Origin of the sequence: Brevundimonas sp. (assembly GCF_029946145.1) — a bacterium.
In the GTDB taxonomy this organism is placed as follows: Bacteria; Pseudomonadota; Alphaproteobacteria; order Caulobacterales; family Caulobacteraceae; genus Brevundimonas.
Genome location: NZ_JAQSDY010000012.1, coordinates 123,729 through 139,576 on the forward strand (window position 1 = coordinate 123,729; position 15,848 = coordinate 139,576).

Sequence of the window (15,848 nt, forward strand, 5' to 3'; positions counted from 1 at the left end):
GGCGGGGGCCGTCGTCTGTTCCTGGCGAAACCTTGTGCGCTGTCCCGCGACAGGCGATGGATTGAGTCCATGCCGAACGCCGCGGGGAAAGGCTGATGTCAGACCGGAGTCCCCTGCTGGCCGGAGTCGAACTGGGCGGGACCAAATGCGTCTGCCTGCTGGCCTCGGGGCCGGACGACATCCGCGAGGAAGTCCGGATCGGGACGACCACGCCGGAAGAGACCCTCGCCGCCATCCAGGCCGTGCTGGCGCGCTGGCATGAGCGGGAGGCGTTCGCCGCCATCGGCGTCGCCAGTTTCGGCCCGCTGGAGCTCGATCCCGACGCCCCCCGTTACGGCTGTATCGTCAACACCTCCAAGGCCGGGTGGAGCGGCGCCGACGTCCTGACGCCGCTGCGCGGGTTCGGGGCGCCGATCGGGTTCGACACAGACGTCAACGGCGCCGCCCTGGCCGAGGGGCGGTGGGGCGGCGCGCGAGGCCTGGACAGCTACGCCTACATCACCGTCGGGACGGGCATTGGCGTGGGATCGGTGGTCCAAGGCCGCACCGTCCGGGGGCTTGGCCATTCCGAGGCGGGGCATCTGCGCGTCCCGCGTCTGGCCGGCGAGACCTGGGCGGGAGTCTGCCCGTTCCACGGAGACTGCGTGGAGGGGCTGGCCTCCGGCCCGGCGATCCATGCGAAGGCGGGCGGGCCGGGCGATCGGCTGCAGCCTTCCAGTCCGGTGTGGGACGAAGTGGTCCATGCACTGGCGGCCTTGCTGCACAATCTGGTGCTGACGACGGCGCCGCAGCGAATTCTCATAGGCGGCGGGGTGGTCGGCGGGCAGCCTTTCCTGTTGCCGCGGCTGAGAGCGGCGCTGATCCAGAGTCTGAACGGTTACGCCGCGGCGCCTGAAATCGTCGGAAGGATCGAGGACTTCGTCGTCGCTCCGGCGCTGGGCGATCGCGCCGGCCCTCTGGGCGCCATCGCCCTTGCGGAAGACGCTCTCTCCCGCGGTTGAGCCCCGGGGGGCAGTGGCTAAACGCCCCGTGTGCCGTCCATGAAGCGCTCGTACCGGTCCTGCCGGACGGAGGCCCCATCGCGGTCGAGCTTGATGACCACCCAGGCGCTGGCGACCGCCAGGAGGGCCGCGCCGACCAGTACCGGCCAGATTTCACGAACAGCACGCATGCCCGGCAAACGGGCGCCGGCCGCCCCGGTTCCTGTGTGCGTTCGCGGACCTTCGTTCGGCGCCCGCGTCTATTCGCCGGCCAGCAGGGCCAGCAGGGCGAAACTGGCCAGCCAGTGCTCGCCCATATAGTCGCCGGTCACGTGGGGCAGGGCGGCGTCCAGATGCACGCGCGCGGCCTCCAGCACGGTCGGCCGGCGAGGATCGCCCGCGTCCAGCGCCGAGGCGATCTCGCGCCAGCACCAGGCCCGGCTCAGGTTGAGGCCGTCCAGGTGGGCGATCTTGCCGTCGGACCGGTCGCTGACTCCCACGGGCTGGAACAGGGTCGCGGGCTCGCGCCGGTCGAGCCGGGGCAGGAAGGTGTCGAACCAGCCGGCGAAGGCATCGGGCGTCATCACCCGCCGCATCAGCACGGCCTCCATCAGGGCGGGCGACAGAAACTCGTCCTGCGACGGCTCCCAGGCCTGGCAGCCGCGGTCGTCGGCGTGCCAGCGCAGGGCGCGGTCGCGGCACAGGCTGGCAAGGTCCGCGTCGCCGGCGCCCTCGGCGTAGTCCAGCGTCAGCCGCAGCGCGAAGGCGGTATTGTAATGCGTCCCGACCCGCACGGGATAATCCGCTAGCGGCAGGAAGTCGGTGAACCGTTTGACGAACGCCAGCGTCAGCGGCCGCAGGGTATCGGCGCGCCCATCCCCGTGCCGCTCCAGCTCGGCCGCCAGCATCAGCAGCCAGGCCCATCCATAGGGACGCTCGAAGCCGCGGCTTCCCGGGCTGTCCAGATAGGCGGTCTCGGCGGCGATATTCTCCGGCGTGAACAGGTCGTCGGCCAGCGCCCGGATCCGCCCGGCCTCAGGCATGTCGGGATAGAGCCGCGCCAATGTGAACAGGGTCCACCAGCCGTGGACGCACGAGTGCCAGTCGAAGCTGCCGAAGAAGATCGGGTGCAGGGCGCGCGGACCCTGAACGTCGTCCGGCCCGGACAGGACGTGGTCCATCTTGTTCGGATATTCGCGGGCCACATGGCCCAGCGCCGTCGAGGCGAAGCGGGAGGCGGTGGCGGCATCGAGGCTGTGCGTCATCTCAGAACCTGAAAGCAAGGGCGTACATCAGCGCCATATTGATCCCCAGCAGGATCAGGGCGGTCGGAATCTGGGCCCGGATGACCCCGTTCAGCGCCGAGTCGCGATCCGGCAGCTCCAGCAGATTGGCCGGGACCACGTTGAAATTGGCCGCCATGGGCGTCATCAGGGTCCCGCAGAATCCGGCCAGCATGCCGATGGCGCAGACGATGGCGGGGTTGCCGCCGAACTGCACGACAACGAACGGCAGGCCGATCGCGGCCGTCATCACCGGGAAGGCGGCGAAGGCGTTGCCCATGATGACGGTGAACAGCGCCATGCCGAGGCAGTAGACCACGACCGCCAGCAGCGGCGAGGTCAGGGGCACGGCCTGGCTGACCAGTTGGCCGACCACCCCTCCCACGTCGGACGCCAGAAACACCGCGCCCAGCGAGGCCAGCATCTGCGGCAGCACGGCGGCCCAGCCGATGGAATCCATCAGCCGCCGACCCTCCTGGACCGGCGCCATGACGGGCGGCCTCAGCCAGGCCATGGCCGCGAACAGGGCGATGACGCAGCCGAGGCCGAGCGCGATCAGCGTGGTCTGGGTCGAGGACAGCAGCCACGCCCCGGCGCCCGTATGCTTGGCCGCCAAAGTCCCGCCGACGGCGACCAGCGGCACGATCAGGGCCGGGATGAACAGGGCGTTGCCGCGGCGCACGGCGCCCTCGCGCCGCTCTTCCACCGTCGTCGTCGGGGGATGGCCGACGCCCAGCTTTTTCAGGCCGCCGACGGCCACCAGGGCCAGAACCAGCACGCCGTTGCCCAGTCCGCCCAGCCACGAGCCGAACAGCATCGACCCCGCGATCAGGCCCCAGAAGACGGCGCTGCGGATACGCGTAGGATGGGACCGGTCGAGGAGCGTCAGGACGGCGAAGGCCCCGAACATCAGCCCCGTCAGCACATAGGCGTGATCCAGGGTGATCATTTCGCCGCTCCGGCCTCGGCCGCCGCCGCGATATCACGCTTCACCGAGCGATCGAACAGCAGCAGCCGCGCGCCGTGGACGGCGAAGGCCGCGATGGCCGTGGGGATGGCCCAGACCGACATCTGCAACGGCTCGACGATGATCCCCGCCTGTTCGAGGAAGCCGACCATCAGCACGATGGAGCCGATGGCGATGAAGATGTCCTCCCCGAAGAACAGGCCGATGTTGTCGGTCGCGGCGGACATGGCGCGGATGCGGAAGCGCAGGGCGTCCGGCAGGGTCCCGCCGGCCTGGACCTCGGCCGCGCCCTCGGCCATCGGCGCCACCAGCGGCCGGACCATCTGCGGATGCCCGCCCAGCGACGTCAGGCCCAGCGCCGACGTCGCCTGACGCACGATCAGATAGCTGATCAGCAGACGGCCGGCCGTGGCCGCCTTGACCCGGGCGATCAGCAGCCGGGCCCGCTCCTGCAGTCCGGATCGCTCCAGCAGGCCGATGACGGGCAGCACCAGCCAGGTGATGTGGAAATACCGATTGTCATTAAACGCGTCGCCGAACGCCGCCAGGGTGTCGACCGACGCCTGCGCCAGGGCGCGGGCGTCGACGCCGGGCGCCACCACGGCCGCCACCCCCGTCACGATCGCGGCGAGCAGTATGACCAGCAGCGGATTGATGCGGGCGATGAAGCCCAACACCACGACCGCGATCCCAAGAAGCACAAGCATCGGATTCTCCCCCGTCGGATGGTTACGCCTGTCGCGCCGTTCAGGAAGCTTTTTTCGGTCCGTAGCCGCCGCCGCCCGGCGTCTCGATGACGAAGACGTCGCCGACGCCCATGCGAACCTCGGCGGTCGAGCTGAGCGGCTCCCGCGCGCCGTCGGCCCGTTCGATGCGGTTGACGCCGGTCGCGCCGTCCTCACCCCCGGCCGCGCCAAAGGGAGCCGTTCTGCGGTGGTTCGACAGGATCGCCGCCGTCAGGGGCTCGAGGAAGCGCACGCGCCGCACCGCTCCGTCCCCGCCGCGATGGGCGCCGGCGCCGCCCGAGCCGCGCCGGATCGAGAATTCTTCCAGCAGCACCGGGAAGCGGGTTTCCAGCACCTCCGGATCGGTCAGGCGACTGTTGGTCATATGGGTCTGGACCGCCGAGGCCCCGTCGAAGCCGGGACCGGCGCCCGAGCCGCCGGCGATGGTCTCGTAATACTGCCGGGCGTCGTCGCCGAAGGTGAAATTGTTCATCGTTCCCTGGCTGGCGGCCAGCACGCCGAGGGCGCCGTACAGGCAGTCCACCACGGCCTGACTGGTCTCGACGTTCCCGGCCACGACGGCGGCCGGATAGCGGGGATTCAGCATCGACCCCTCCGGCACGATCAGCCGGATCGGCTTCAGACAGCCCTCATTCAGCGGAATGGCGTCGTCCACCAGGGTGCGGAAGACATAGAGCGTCGCGGCCCGGGTGATCGACAGGGGCGCGTTGAAATTGTTCGGCCGCTGGTCGCTGGTCCCGGTGAAGTCGACCACGGCGCTGCGGGCCTCGGGATCGACGTCGATACGAACCCGGATGACCGCCCCGTCGTCCATTTCCAGGTCGAAAGAGCCGGGCTTCAGCGCGGCGATGGCGCGCCGGACGGCCTCTTCGGCGTTGTCCTGAATGTGACCCATGTAGGCCGCGACCACGTCGCGCCCAAACTCCGCGACCATGCGGTTCAGCTCGTCGGCGCCCCGGGCGCAGGAGGCGACCTGGGCCTTCAGGTCGGCCATGTTCTGCCCGACGTTGCGCGACGGATAGCGGCCCGAGGCGAACAGGGCGCGGGTTTCGGCGTCTCTCAACCGACCGGCGTCGATCAGCAGGAAGTCGTCGATCAGCACGCCCTCGTCCTCGACCGTTTTCGACGAGGGCGGCATCGAACCCGGCGTGGTTCCGCCGACGTCGGCATGGTGGCCCCGGGCGGCGACGAAGAAGGCGGGCGCGTCGTCGGCCTCGAGGAAGACCGGCATGATGACGGTGATGTCGGGCAGGTGGGTGCCGCCGTTGTAGGGGGCGTTCAGCATGTAGACGTCGCCGCGCTTCATGCCCCGGCCGTCGGCACCGCCGCCGCGCGAGCGGATCACGGTGCGTATGCTCTCGCCCATCGAGCCGAGATGGACGGGGATGTGCGGCGCATTGGCGATCAGTGCGCCGGTGGCGTCGAAGACGGCGCAGGAGAAGTCGAGCCGCTCCTTGATGTTGACCGAATAGGCCGTGGCCCGCAGCGCCTCTCCCATCTGTTCGGCGGCGGCCATGAAGCGGCTGTTGAAGACCTCCAGCATGATCGGATCGGCGTCCGTGCCCAACGCCGTGCGCGGGGGCAGGGCGGCCACGCGGGCGAGGATCAGGTTCAGCGCGTTGTCGGCCGTGGCGCGCCAGCCGGGCTCCAGCACCGTCGTGCCGGTGTCCTCCAGAATGACGGCGGGCCCGTCGACGGCGCCGCCAGGTCCGAAGGCGTCGCGGCGATAGACCGGCGTGTCATGGTCCGCGCCCGCCATACGCACGGGGACACGGGCGACGACCGAGGGTGTTCCCTCGCTCCCGCCGGCGAAGGGCGTGGACGCGGCCTGGTCCGAGGCGGCGACGGCCTCCGCTTCCAGGGTCTCGACGACCAGCGCCTTGTCCTCGGCGAAGAAGCCGAAGCGCTGGCGATGCAGGGCCTCGAACGCGGCTCGCATCCTGTGGGCCGGGCCGAACGGCACGGACAGCGGCGTGTCTGAACCGGCGAATTTGATCTCGGCGCGAACGAGGGCCGTGATCGAACGGTCGGCGAACCCCTGCGCCGTCAGCAGACCGCGCGCGTCGGTTGTCAGGGCGTCGGCCCGGTCACTCAAGGCCGCGTCGCCGGCCGTTTCCAGCGGGGCCGCCACGGTCGCCTGCCGAATGGCCCTCACCTCGGCCAACCCCATGCCATAAGCCGACAGCACCCCGGCGAACGGGTGCAACATGACCTGCGTCATCCCCAGCGCGTCCGCCACGAGACAGGCGTGCTGGCCCCCGGCGCCGCCGAAGCAGTTCAGCACGTAGCGGGTGACGTCGTAGCCGCGCTGGATCGACACCGACTTGATCGCCTCGGCCATGTTCTGGACGGCGATGGTGACGAAGCCCTCGGCCAGCGCCTCCGGCGTCGTCCCCCGGCCCGTGGCGCGGGCGACCTCGGCGGCGAGAGTTTCGAACTTTTTGCGCACAGCGTCGGCGTCCAGCGGCTGGTCGCCGTCGGGGCCGAAGACAGCGGGGAACTGGTCAGGGCGCAGCTTGCCCAGCATGACATTGCAGTCGGTCACGGTCAGCGGGCCGCCGCGCCGGTAGGCGGCGGGACCGGGCACCGCGCCCGCGGACTCCGGCCCGACCCGCAGGCGCGAGCCGTCGAAGCGGCAGATCGAGCCGCCGCCCGCCGCCACCGTATGGATGCTCAGCATCGGCGCGCGCAGCCGGACGCCGGCCACCACGGCGTCGGACGTCCGCTCATAGTCGCCGGCGAAATGCGACACGTCGGTCGAGGTGCCGCCCATATCGAAGCCGATGACCCGGTCGAAGCCCGCCGCCCGCGCCGTCTCGGCCATGCCGACCACGCCGCCCGCCGGGCCCGACAGGATGGCGTCCTTGCCCCGGAAGGCGCCCGCCGCCGTCAGGCCGCCGCTGGACTGCATGAAAAGCAGCGGCGTCGCCTCGCCCAGATCGGCGCCGACACGGTCGACATAGGCGCGCAGGATCGGCGACAGATAGGCGTCGGCCACGGTGGTGTCGCCGCGCCCGATCAGCTTGATCAGCGCCCCGACCTCGTGGCTGACTGAAATCTGTTCGAACCCGACCTCGCGCGCGATCTCCGCCAGCCGGGTCTCATGGTCGGTAAAGCGCCAGCCGTGCATCAGCACGATGGCGAGGGCGCGCAGCCCCGCCTCATGGGCCGCCGTCAGGTCGGCGCGGGCCCGGGCCTCGTCCAGCGGCTGTTCGACCGTTCCGTCGGCGCGGACGCGCTCGCCGATCTCGACGACCTGATCGTAGAGTTGCTCGTTCAGGACGATGTGGCGGGCGAAGATGTCGGGCCGGCTCTGCCAGCCGATGCGCAGGGCGTCGCCGAACCCCCGGGTGATGGCAAGCAGCACCGGCTCGCCCTTGCGCTCCAGAAGGGCGTTGGTCGCCACGGTCGTGCCCATGCGGATAGCCTCGACGCGGCCTTCGGGCAGCGGGCCCGGCCCGGCGTCCAGGATGCGGCGGACGCCTTCCACCGCGGCGTCGGCGTATTGCTCCGGATTGTCGGACAGCAGCTTGCGCGTCTCCAGCCGCCCGTCAGGGCTGCGGGCGACGATGTCGGTGAAGGTGCCGCCGCGGTCGATCCAGAAACGCCAGCCGTCGCGAGCGGAGATCGAGGACGCGCTCATGAGGTCGCTCCGGCGGATTGGCCCGGCAGGGGAGGTGAAGGGTCCATGCAGATAGCCGGTCGTGACGCCGCCCGTCCAACAGCAACTTCGTCGTGGCTCAGACTGTCGCGGTAGCGGCCACAGCCTGGCAGGCGATCCACCCGTCCGGGCCGAAGTCGGCGACGGCGGACTGTCCGATGTGGATCTCGTGCACTCCGGTGGCCGCGCCGGTGGAGATCAGTTGTCCCGCCTCCAGCCGGCGGCCGCGCTGATGCAGCAGGTTCAGCAGGAAGGCCAGGGAGTCCAGCGGCCCGCCGGGAATGTCGACGGCCCCGCCCCGGCCGACCGTCTGGCCGTCGATCGCGACCGTGCAGCTCAGGTCCGCGAGACGATCCCGCCAGCCGGTGATCTCGTCGCCCAGGATCAGGCCGGCGTTGTTGCCGAAGTCGGACGCCGTCACCGCCGGGCCTGACTGGTTGATGCCGGCGTAAGGGCTGCCGGCGATCTCGACGCCGGTGAGGACCTGTCCGATCAGCGGGACCACCGCCTCGGCCGTCCAGTCCCCGCGATCGGGCGCCGCGGCGCCCAGCAGGATCACATACTCCGCCTCGACCGCCGCGAAGCCCCCGTCGATGACGGGAAATCGGGTCGGCGCCGCGCCGGCCTGCCAGACGTTGCGGGAAAAGATCGGCCCCGCCAGGCGCCCCGCGCCGTATTGCTGGTCGAGAGGTTCCTTGATCCGCCCCAGTTTCCAGCCCGCGATCCGGTCCGGCCAAACGGCGATCGCCTCATCCTGGATTTCGTAGGCCTCGGCCAGGGTGGCGGGAGCCCGGCCCGGATAGGGCGACAGGGATCGCCCCGCGCGGCGCGCCTCGACGAAGGCGCGCGCGATCGGCGGAAAGATGCTCTTGTCGTATGCGTGGCTCACGCCGCCTCCCGTTTCACAACGACATTGCGCAGGAAGGAAACCGGTGTCAATTTGAATCCGGCGACGCCCCTCCGGCGGCGCTATAGCTCAAGGTCGCGGCGACAGCGACTGTGCGACAGGATGGAAACATGACCCGGTTCTCGCGGCCTTCGCGCCTCATCGCTCTCCTGGTCGCCGTGCTGGCGGCGCTGGTCGTCCCGCTCGGCGCGGTCCGGGCGCAAACCCCGCTGACCGAGGTCGCCACGGCCCCACTGCCCGCCTTCCCCGGTGCGCTGGGCTGGGCGGCGGCGACGCCGGGCGGACGCGGCGGACAGATTCTGCGCGTCACCAATCTGGACAGTGAGGGCCCGGGATCCCTGCGCGCCGCGATCGAGGCCGACGGCCCCCGCATCGTGGTCTTCGAGGTCGGCGGCGTCATCGACCTGGGCAAGAAGACCCTGAAGCTGCAGAACCCCTTCATCACCATCGCCGGCCAGACCGCGCCGTCGCCGGGAATCACCCTGATCCGCGGCGGCATGGATATCACTGCCCACGACGTGGTGGTCCAGCACATCCGCATCCGTCCCGGCTCGGCCGGCGGCGAGTGGATGAGCGGCTGGGACGAGGACGGCATCTCCACAATCGGCGCCTGGAACGTCATCATCGACCACTGCAGCCTGACCTGGGCGACTGACGAGAACCTGTCGGCCTCGGGCCCGCGCTTCACCGGATCGACCGCCGCGGAATGGCGTCAGGGCACCAGCCACGCCATCACCTTCTCGAACAATCTGAACGGCGAAAGCCTGGCGTATTCGACCCACTCCAAGGGTGAGCATTCCAAGGGTTCACTGATCCACGACAACGTCACCGACCTGCTGATCGTCGGCAATCTGTATGCCCACAACTATGAGCGCAGCCCGCTATTCAAGGGCGGGGTCCACGGTGTCATCGTCAACAACCTGATCTACAACCCCGGTCCGCGCGCCATCCACTACAACCTCGCGCCCGAGGAGTGGGGCAGCGTCCCGTTCGAGGTCGGCAGGATGGCGGTCGTCGGCAACGTCCTGCGCGCCGGTCCGTCGACGCCCGTCGATCGCCTGGCCTTCATGATGATCGGCGGAGCCGGCGACGTGGAATACTATGGCCGCGACAACATCGCCGTGGATCAGGTCGGCGAGCCGATCCGCATGTTCGGCCGCTACACCACCACCAACGCCCGCATCATCCAGACCCGCCGTCCGCCCGTCTGGTGGGAGGGCCTGAACCCGATGCCCGCCGAGCAGGTCCAGGTCGCCGTGCTGTCGCGGGTCGGGGCCCGGCCATGGGACCGCGACATGCGCGACGTCCTGCTGATCGCCGAGGTGGCCGAGGGCCGCGGGGAGATCATCGACCACGAGCGCGAGGTCGGCGGCTATCCGCCCGTGGCCGAGGCGACCCGCAAGCCGTTCAATCCCGACGACTGGGATCTGCGCTTCATGACCCCGCTGCGCGACGAGGTGCTGGATCGCCCGGCCGTGCGGCGCGGGACGTGACCGCTGACAGACCTCGCGGCAGCGGCTAAGGACAAGGCTCGGTCAGAGAGATTCCCGACGTGAACGAAACCCGACGGACCGGCGGAAAGCCCGCCACCATCAACGACATCGCCCGGCTGGCCGAGGTGTCGAAGAAGACCGTGTCCCGGGTCATCAACAACTCGCCCTTCGTCAAGGGGGACACCCGCAAGCGGGTCGAGGCCGTGATCGCCGAACATGGCTACAGCCCGGATCCCCAGGCGCGCGGCCTGGCGTTCCGGCGCTCGTTCCTGGTCGGGATGATCTACGACAACCCCAGCCCGAACTATGTCGTCAACATGCAGCAGGGCGTGCTGGACGCCGTCCGGGGCTCGGGTCTGGAGCTGGTGGTCCACCCCTGCAACCGCGGCTCCGAGACCTTTCTGAACGAGGTGCGCGCCTTCATCGTGCGGCAGAAGCTGTTCGGCGTGGTCATGCCGCCCTCGGTGTCGGAAGACGACCGGGTCGTCGCCATCCTCAAGGAGGCCGACTGCCCCTATGTCCGTATCGCCTCGGTCTCGCTGGATGAGCCCGCCTGCATGGTCGTGACCCATGACAGCCGCGGCGGCGCCCGGGCGGCGCGGCACCTGGCCGAGCTGGGCCACCGCCGGATCGCCTTCATCTCGGGTCCCGACAGCTTCCGTTCGTCGCACGAGCGGGGCAGGGGGTTCGCCGAAGGTCTGGCCGAACACGGCGTGGCGCTGGACCCCGCCTACGTCCGGCGCGCGGCCTATACATTCGAGTCGGGGGTGGCGGCGGCGGCGGAACTGCTGGCCCTGCCGCAGCGGCCGACGGCCATCTTCGCGGGCAATGACGAAATGGCCATCGGCGTCATGAAGGCCGCCCGCGACGCCGGGCTGCGGGTGCCGGAAGATCTGTCCATCGTCGGTTTCGACGACCTGCCCATGGCCTCGCGCGTCTGGCCCAACCTGACCACGGTCCGTCTGCCGATCCGCGACATGGGCCGGATGGCGGCCGAGAAGCTGACGGCGCGCAGCCGGGGCCTGGATCCCGCGACCCTTGTCCAGCCCGAGGTCGATCCGTCACTGGTCGTGCGGGATTCGACGGCGCCCCCGGGCCGGTAGGCCGTCAGGGCGCCAGCCCGGGGGCGCCTGCGCCTCTAGATCGCATCCAGCGGCAGCTTCAGATACCGCTGACCGCCTGGCTCCGGCGGTGGCAGGGCTCCGGCGCGGATATTGATCTGCAGGGACGGCAGGATCAGCTGCGGCGCTTTCAGCGTCGCGTCGCGGGCTTCGCGCATCGTCACGAACGCATCCTCCGACACGCCGCCCCCAATGTGGATATTGTGGTCCCTCTGTTCGGCGACCGTCGTCTCGAAGCGATGGTTGGCGCGGCCCTCCGGCAGATAGTCGTGACCGACGAAGATGCGGGTCTCGCCGGGCAGGGACAGCAGACGCTGGATCGAGCGATACAGCGTCCGTGCATCGCCGCCCGGAAAATCCGTTCGGGCGGTGCCGTAGTCCGGCATGAACAGGGTGTCGCCGGTGAAGGCCGCATCCCCGATCCGATAGCTGACGCAGGCGGGGGTGTGACCCGGGGTGTGGATCACCTCGACGGTCATCGTCCCGAGCGCGAAGGTGTCTCCCTCGGCGTACAGGTGGTCGAACACCCCTCCGTCCGGCGTCACGTCCACGGCGCCGAACAGGGGCGCAAAGGTCGCCTGAACCTCGGTGATGCGCGCGCCGATGCCGATGGATACGCCCTCTGAATCGCGCAGATGACTGGCGGCGGTCAGGTGATCGGCATGGGCGTGTGTCTCCAGCACCATGGCCAGTGTCAGTCCCGCCTCCCTCAGCGCTTCCATCACCGCATCGACCGAACGGGAAGAGGTGCGCGCGGTCGCCGCGTCGAAATCCAGAACCGGGTCGATGATCGCGGCCATGCCGGTCGCTGGATCGCTGACCAGATAGGTGACGGTGTGGGTGGCGGGGTCGAAGAACCCCCGGACATCGGGACGGTGGGCCATGAGAGAGCTCCTTTCGGTTCTTTATATATTAGATATTGCTTATTTAGCAACAATGAATATATTGCCCTTCATGACCGTACCTGAAATCATCGAGCCCGACCGTTTCGAAGCCAGCGCCGGTGAGGCCGCACGCCTGTTGCGCGCCCTGTCAAACGACAGGCGCCTGATGATCCTGTGCCAGCTCGGCGACCGGGAGATGTCGGTGGGCCAACTGCTCCCCTTGGTCGGACTTTCACAATCGGCCCTGTCGCAGCACCTCGCGAAGCTGCGCGAGGAAGCCCTGGTCGCCACCCGACGAGACGGCACGACCATCTTCTATCGGGTCGCCGAGCCGGCGGTCCTGAAGGTCATCGCCGTATTGGCCGAAGTCTATTGCCCCCCTCTCCCCTCCAGAAAGGCGTAACCCGATGACCACCCTGACCCCGCTGAAGCCCGCCGATGTCGCTAACAGGCTCGAGACGCAAAGCGCCGTGCTGATCGATATCCGCGAACCGGACGAATTCGCGCGCGAGCATGTGGCGGGAGCGATCCATGCGCCCCTGTCCTCGTTCGACCGGCTCCCGCTCAAACTGCCGGACGGACGGGACGTGATCTACACCTGCCGGACGGGGACCCGCACAGGCATGAACTGCGCCCGTCTGGCCTCGCGCGTCCCCGGCGAGGCCTTCGTGCTCGCGGGCGGCCTTGACGGCTGGAAGGCCCAGGGGCTTGCGACAGAGCGGACATAGTCCGGTCGACAGAACTGATGCACGAGGTGCGGATGGCGGCCGGCGGTTTGACCTTGGTCAACGCTGGCCGCCATGTCTGCGACAGAGCTGCGATGAAGGCCGCGTAGAACCATGACGACCGATCTGCTTCCCCTGCTTCTCGCTGTATTGAGCGGGGGCATTGTCGCCCTTCTCCTGACGCTCTTCGGCGGCGGCGGGTCGGTGCTGGCCGTGCCTCTGCTGCTCTATGTCGTCGGCGTCACCGATCCCCACATCGCCATCGGCGTCTCGGCGGCCGGTGTGTCGCTGAACGCCCTGACGGCGCTCTCCGGGCATGCGAGAGCCGGTCGGGTGCGCTGGCCCTGCGCCACCCTGTTCGCCGTGACCGGGGCCGCGGGCGCATGGTTCGGATCGTCGCTGGCCAAGATGATCGACGGACATCAGCTCCTTCTGATCTTCGCCGTCGCCATGGCGGCCGTGGGCGTGTCGATGTTGCGCCCCAAGGCCGTCGTCATCCGGCCCGAGCCGCGGCTGACCCTGGCCATGTCGCCGCGTATCGGTCTGGCGGGAGCCGGCGTCGGATCCGCGGCCGGGTTCTTCGGCATCGGCGGCGGTTTCCTGATCGTGCCGGGGCTCATGGCGGCCACGGGCATGAGCCTGGCCACCGCCCAGGCGACCTCTCTTCTCAGCGTGGCGGCGTTCGGCGCGACGACGGCGGGCAACTACGCCCTGTCCGGCTGGGTCGATCCGGCCCTGGTCGCAGCGATGGCGCTCGGCGGGATCGCGGGCACTGCCGCGGGTCTTCCCATCGCAAGGCGGCTGGGCGCCAACGCCGCGCTGGGGCGGACGCTGTTTGCGGTCCTGATCCTGATCGTCGCCGTCTATGTCGCGGTCCGTGCGGTTGCGGCGCTCTAGATTGGTGACCTGACCCGGCCTGAGATCGGGTCGGCATCGCGCTGGCGAACGTCTGGGCCGTTGTTCAGGTGTTGGCCTCGGCAGCAGGCAAAACGAAGCTCGAACCGTCAGCGACACATCGGGATGCCAGGCGTCGAGATGGCGCCGCCATCCCGTTGGGGCGAGCCGGGCTTACGCAAACATCTTCCACAGGACGTAGAACACGACCACGCACACACTGGAAAAGAGGCACATGTTGACGAACATACGCATCATTCCGCGTTCGTGCTGGTCCGTGAGGCCCAGATGATCGCAGACCAGGTTTGACGGGAGAAGTAGAAGTTCCAGGATCATTTTTGCCTCCTGAGTCGATTGGCCGGGTGCAAGAACGGGAGGCGCGGCGTCCCGGTCAGCACCCGGCGAAACTGGGACCCGATGATCACCCGTCCTGTGCGCGGAAACACCCTGGGGAATCCCCGTAGAGGACCAATCGAGACCCGTCTGACGATGTCCACTGTGGGTCGGAAGCCGCCACAACCCTTCTGTGCACGCCTTGCTCCCATTCATGACACCGGTTACCTAGACGCTGCGCTCCGACCCGGACAAGGTGATTTCCATGTACTGCAAGACCTATCACGCCACCCACCCGGACATGATGGACGGGGCCACCAATGACCAGCTGCGCGAGCGCTATCTGATCGACGGCCTGTTCGAGGGCGGTGATATCCGCCTGAACTACACCCACTACGAACGGTTCGTGATCGGCGGCGTCCAGCCGGGCGGGGCGACGGTGAGACTGCCCGACCAGACCGAGCCGGCCTCGGCCGCGGGCCATCCGTTCCTCGAGCGGCGGGAGCTGGGCGTGGTCAACGTCGGCGGCGTGACCGGGTCGGTCACCGTGGATGGTCAGGCCTATACGCTGGAGGCGAACGACGGCCTGTACATCGCGATGGGCTCGAAGGACGTGACCTTCGCCGGCGACACCCGTTTCTACCTCGCCTCGACCCCGGCCCATGTCCGTTACGAGACGAAGCACATCTCGCTCAGCCAGGCGGTGCCACTGGAGCGGGGCGCGCTGGAGACGTCGAACGAGCGGACCATCTACCAGTATATCGTCCCCGCCACCTGCCAGTCGTGCCAGTTGCTGCTGGGCCTGACGATCCTCAAGACCGGCAGCGTCTGGAATACCATGCCGCCGCACCTGCATGACCGGCGCTCCGAGGTCTATTTCTACTTCGGCCTCAGCGAGAACGACCGCGTCTTCCACTTCATGGGCGAACCGGATCAGCAGCGGCACATCGTGGTCGCCGACGGTGAGGCGGTGGTGTCGCCGCCGTGGTCGATCCACATGGGCTCGGGCACGTCCAACTACACCTTCATCTGGGCCATGGGCGGCGAGAACCTAGACTATACGGACATGACCGTCCTCGACATCTGCCAGCTGAAATGAGCGGCTTCGACCTCACCGGCCGCACGGCGCTTGTCACTGGCGCCAACACTGGCCTAGGCCAAGCCATCGCCGTCGGCCTGGCCGTGGCGGGGGCCGACATAGTCGCCGTCGGCCGGTCGGCGCCGACCGAGACCGAAGCGTTGGTCAAGGGGCTGGGCCGCGCCTTCAAAGCCGTCTCCGCCGACCTCGGCTCCATCGCCCCGATCACCGATGTGGTCGCCGAGGCGGGTCCCGTCGACATCCTCGTCAACAACGCCGGGATCATTCGCCGCGCCGACAGTCTCGACTTCACCGAGGCCGACTGGGACGCGGTGATGGACACCAATCTGAAGACCGCCTTCTTCCTCAGCCAGGCCGTGGCCCGGACATGGGTCGCGGACGGCCGGGGCGGCAAGATCATCAACATCTGCTCGATGCTGTCCTTCCAGGGCGGCATCCGCGTGCCGTCCTACACGGCGTCCAAGAGCGGTCTTGCCGGCCTGACCCGTCTGCTGGCCTGCGAGTGGGCGTCGAAAGGCATCAACGTCAACGGCATCGCGCCCGGCTATTTCGCGACCAACAACACCGAGGCCCTGCGCGCCGACGAGACCCGCAACCGCGACATCCTGGCCCGCATTCCAGCCGGCCACTGGGGCCAGCCGTCCGATCTGGCGGGTGCCGCGGTCTTTCTGTCGTCGGACGCCGCCAGCTATGTCCACGGCACGGTGCTGGCGGTCGACGGCGGTTGGTTGGCCCGATAGGCCGCCACGCCCAGG

Annotated in this window: 15 protein-coding genes; 8 read left to right on the forward strand and 7 right to left on the reverse strand. The window is 69.0% G+C overall.

The window, feature by feature from the left end; genetic code table 11:
• The first annotated feature begins 95 nt into the window (after window positions 1-95).
• Window positions 96-1,001 carry an ROK family protein gene (locus PSV23_RS04890; RefSeq protein WP_300466434.1) on the forward strand — a complete coding sequence of 302 codons (906 nt, stop codon included), beginning with the start codon at window positions 96-98 and terminating at the stop codon, window positions 999-1,001.
• Window positions 1,002-1,018: 17 nt separating this feature from the next.
• Here the strand turns inward: PSV23_RS04890 and PSV23_RS04895 are convergent, their stop codons facing one another.
• The 6 genes from PSV23_RS04895 to PSV23_RS04920 all read right to left on the reverse strand — a co-directional run bounded on the left by PSV23_RS04895 (window position 1,019) and on the right by PSV23_RS04920 (window position 8,526).
• A complete protein-coding gene (locus tag PSV23_RS04895) occupies window positions 1,019-1,171 on the reverse strand; it encodes a hypothetical protein (RefSeq protein ID WP_300466436.1) in 153 nt (50 codons plus the stop codon).
• A gap of 69 nt (window positions 1,172-1,240) precedes the next feature.
• Window positions 1,241-2,245, reverse strand: a complete 1,005-nt coding sequence (locus PSV23_RS04900; protein ID WP_300466438.1) for a DUF2891 domain-containing protein — start codon at window positions 2,243-2,245, stop codon at window positions 1,241-1,243.
• Window position 2,246: 1 nt separating this feature from the next.
• Window positions 2,247-3,212, reverse strand: a complete 966-nt coding sequence (locus PSV23_RS04905) for a DUF979 domain-containing protein (RefSeq protein WP_300466439.1) — start codon at window positions 3,210-3,212, stop codon at window positions 2,247-2,249.
• A complete protein-coding gene (locus PSV23_RS04910) occupies window positions 3,209-3,937 on the reverse strand; it encodes a DUF969 domain-containing protein (RefSeq protein ID WP_300466441.1) in 729 nt (242 codons plus the stop codon). Before PSV23_RS04910 ends, PSV23_RS04905 begins: the two co-directional genes overlap by 4 nt.
• 40 nt (window positions 3,938-3,977) lie before the next feature.
• On the reverse strand, window positions 3,978-7,619 hold the full coding sequence (locus PSV23_RS04915) for a hydantoinase B/oxoprolinase family protein (RefSeq protein WP_300466443.1): 3,642 nt from the start codon (window positions 7,617-7,619) through the stop codon (window positions 3,978-3,980).
• A gap of 97 nt (window positions 7,620-7,716) precedes the next feature.
• Entirely contained in the window at window positions 7,717-8,526 is an 810-nt protein-coding gene (locus tag PSV23_RS04920; RefSeq protein WP_300466445.1) for a 2-keto-4-pentenoate hydratase, read from the reverse strand.
• Between the two features lie 128 nt (window positions 8,527-8,654).
• On the opposite strand from PSV23_RS04920, the gene PSV23_RS04925 reads away from it, so the two are divergent.
• Together PSV23_RS04925 and PSV23_RS04930 are read left to right on the forward strand one after the other, a co-directional pair.
• Window positions 8,655-10,037: a pectate lyase gene (locus PSV23_RS04925; RefSeq protein ID WP_300466447.1), complete on the forward strand. Its 1,383-nt coding sequence runs from the start codon at window positions 8,655-8,657 to the stop codon at window positions 10,035-10,037.
• 50 nt (window positions 10,038-10,087) lie between these two features.
• The gene (locus PSV23_RS04930; RefSeq protein ID WP_300466702.1) at window positions 10,088-11,140 is read left to right on the forward strand and encodes a LacI family DNA-binding transcriptional regulator; all 1,053 of its coding nucleotides are present in this window, start codon (window positions 10,088-10,090) and stop codon (window positions 11,138-11,140) included.
• Between the two features lie 35 nt (window positions 11,141-11,175).
• Here the strand turns inward: PSV23_RS04930 and PSV23_RS04935 are convergent, their stop codons facing one another.
• A complete protein-coding gene (locus PSV23_RS04935; RefSeq protein ID WP_300466449.1) occupies window positions 11,176-12,042 on the reverse strand; it encodes an MBL fold metallo-hydrolase in 867 nt (288 codons plus the stop codon).
• 70 nt (window positions 12,043-12,112) lie between these two features.
• Here PSV23_RS04935 and PSV23_RS04940 point away from each other — a divergent pair, with 70 nt between their 5' ends.
• From PSV23_RS04940 to kduD, 5 genes are all read left to right on the forward strand, one after another.
• On the forward strand, window positions 12,113-12,445 hold the full coding sequence (locus PSV23_RS04940; protein ID WP_300466451.1) for a metalloregulator ArsR/SmtB family transcription factor: 333 nt from the start codon (window positions 12,113-12,115) through the stop codon (window positions 12,443-12,445).
• A 4-nt stretch (window positions 12,446-12,449) separates the two neighbouring features.
• Window positions 12,450-12,770 carry a rhodanese-like domain-containing protein gene (locus PSV23_RS04945; RefSeq protein WP_300466453.1) on the forward strand — a complete coding sequence of 107 codons (321 nt, stop codon included), beginning with the start codon at window positions 12,450-12,452 and terminating at the stop codon, window positions 12,768-12,770.
• A gap of 111 nt (window positions 12,771-12,881) precedes the next feature.
• Entirely contained in the window at window positions 12,882-13,664 is a 783-nt protein-coding gene (locus tag PSV23_RS04950; RefSeq protein WP_300466455.1) for a sulfite exporter TauE/SafE family protein, read from the forward strand.
• 595 nt (window positions 13,665-14,259) lie between these two features.
• Window positions 14,260-15,093: a 5-dehydro-4-deoxy-D-glucuronate isomerase gene (kduI, locus tag PSV23_RS04955; RefSeq protein WP_300466457.1), complete on the forward strand. Its 834-nt coding sequence runs from the start codon at window positions 14,260-14,262 to the stop codon at window positions 15,091-15,093.
• Window positions 15,090-15,833, forward strand: coding sequence for a 2-dehydro-3-deoxy-D-gluconate 5-dehydrogenase KduD (gene kduD, locus PSV23_RS04960; protein WP_300466459.1), 744 nt, complete (start codon window positions 15,090-15,092; stop codon window positions 15,831-15,833). Before kduI ends, kduD begins: the two co-directional genes overlap by 4 nt.
• The last annotated feature ends 15 nt before the right edge of the window (window positions 15,834-15,848 follow it).

Excerpts from the sequence above, each read along its gene's own strand:
- PSV23_RS04945 (WP_300466453.1), top strand. The coding sequence starts at position 12,450 with ATGACCACCCTGACCCCGCTGAAGCCCGCCGATGTCGCTAACAGGCTC.
- PSV23_RS04950 (WP_300466455.1), top strand. The coding sequence starts at position 12,882 with ATGACGACCGATCTGCTTCCCCTGCTTCTCGCTGTATTGAGCGGGGGC.
- kduD (WP_300466459.1), top strand. The coding sequence starts at position 15,090 with ATGAGCGGCTTCGACCTCACCGGCCGCACGGCGCTTGTCACTGGCGCC.
- PSV23_RS04900 (WP_300466438.1), bottom strand. The coding sequence starts at position 2,245 with ATGACGCACAGCCTCGATGCCGCCACCGCCTCCCGCTTCGCCTCGACG.
- PSV23_RS04935 (WP_300466449.1), bottom strand. The coding sequence starts at position 12,042 with ATGGCCCACCGTCCCGATGTCCGGGGGTTCTTCGACCCCGCCACCCAC.
- PSV23_RS04890 (WP_300466434.1), top strand. The coding sequence starts at position 96 with ATGTCAGACCGGAGTCCCCTGCTGGCCGGAGTCGAACTGGGCGGGACC.
- PSV23_RS04895 (WP_300466436.1), bottom strand. The coding sequence starts at position 1,171 with ATGCGTGCTGTTCGTGAAATCTGGCCGGTACTGGTCGGCGCGGCCCTC.
- PSV23_RS04910 (WP_300466441.1), bottom strand. The coding sequence starts at position 3,937 with ATGCTTGTGCTTCTTGGGATCGCGGTCGTGGTGTTGGGCTTCATCGCC.
- PSV23_RS04905 (WP_300466439.1), bottom strand. The coding sequence starts at position 3,212 with ATGATCACCCTGGATCACGCCTATGTGCTGACGGGGCTGATGTTCGGG.
- PSV23_RS04925 (WP_300466447.1), top strand. The coding sequence starts at position 8,655 with ATGACCCGGTTCTCGCGGCCTTCGCGCCTCATCGCTCTCCTGGTCGCC.
- PSV23_RS04940 (WP_300466451.1), top strand. The coding sequence starts at position 12,113 with ATGACCGTACCTGAAATCATCGAGCCCGACCGTTTCGAAGCCAGCGCC.
- kduI (WP_300466457.1), top strand. The coding sequence starts at position 14,260 with ATGTACTGCAAGACCTATCACGCCACCCACCCGGACATGATGGACGGG.
- PSV23_RS04915 (WP_300466443.1), bottom strand. The coding sequence starts at position 7,619 with ATGAGCGCGTCCTCGATCTCCGCTCGCGACGGCTGGCGTTTCTGGATC.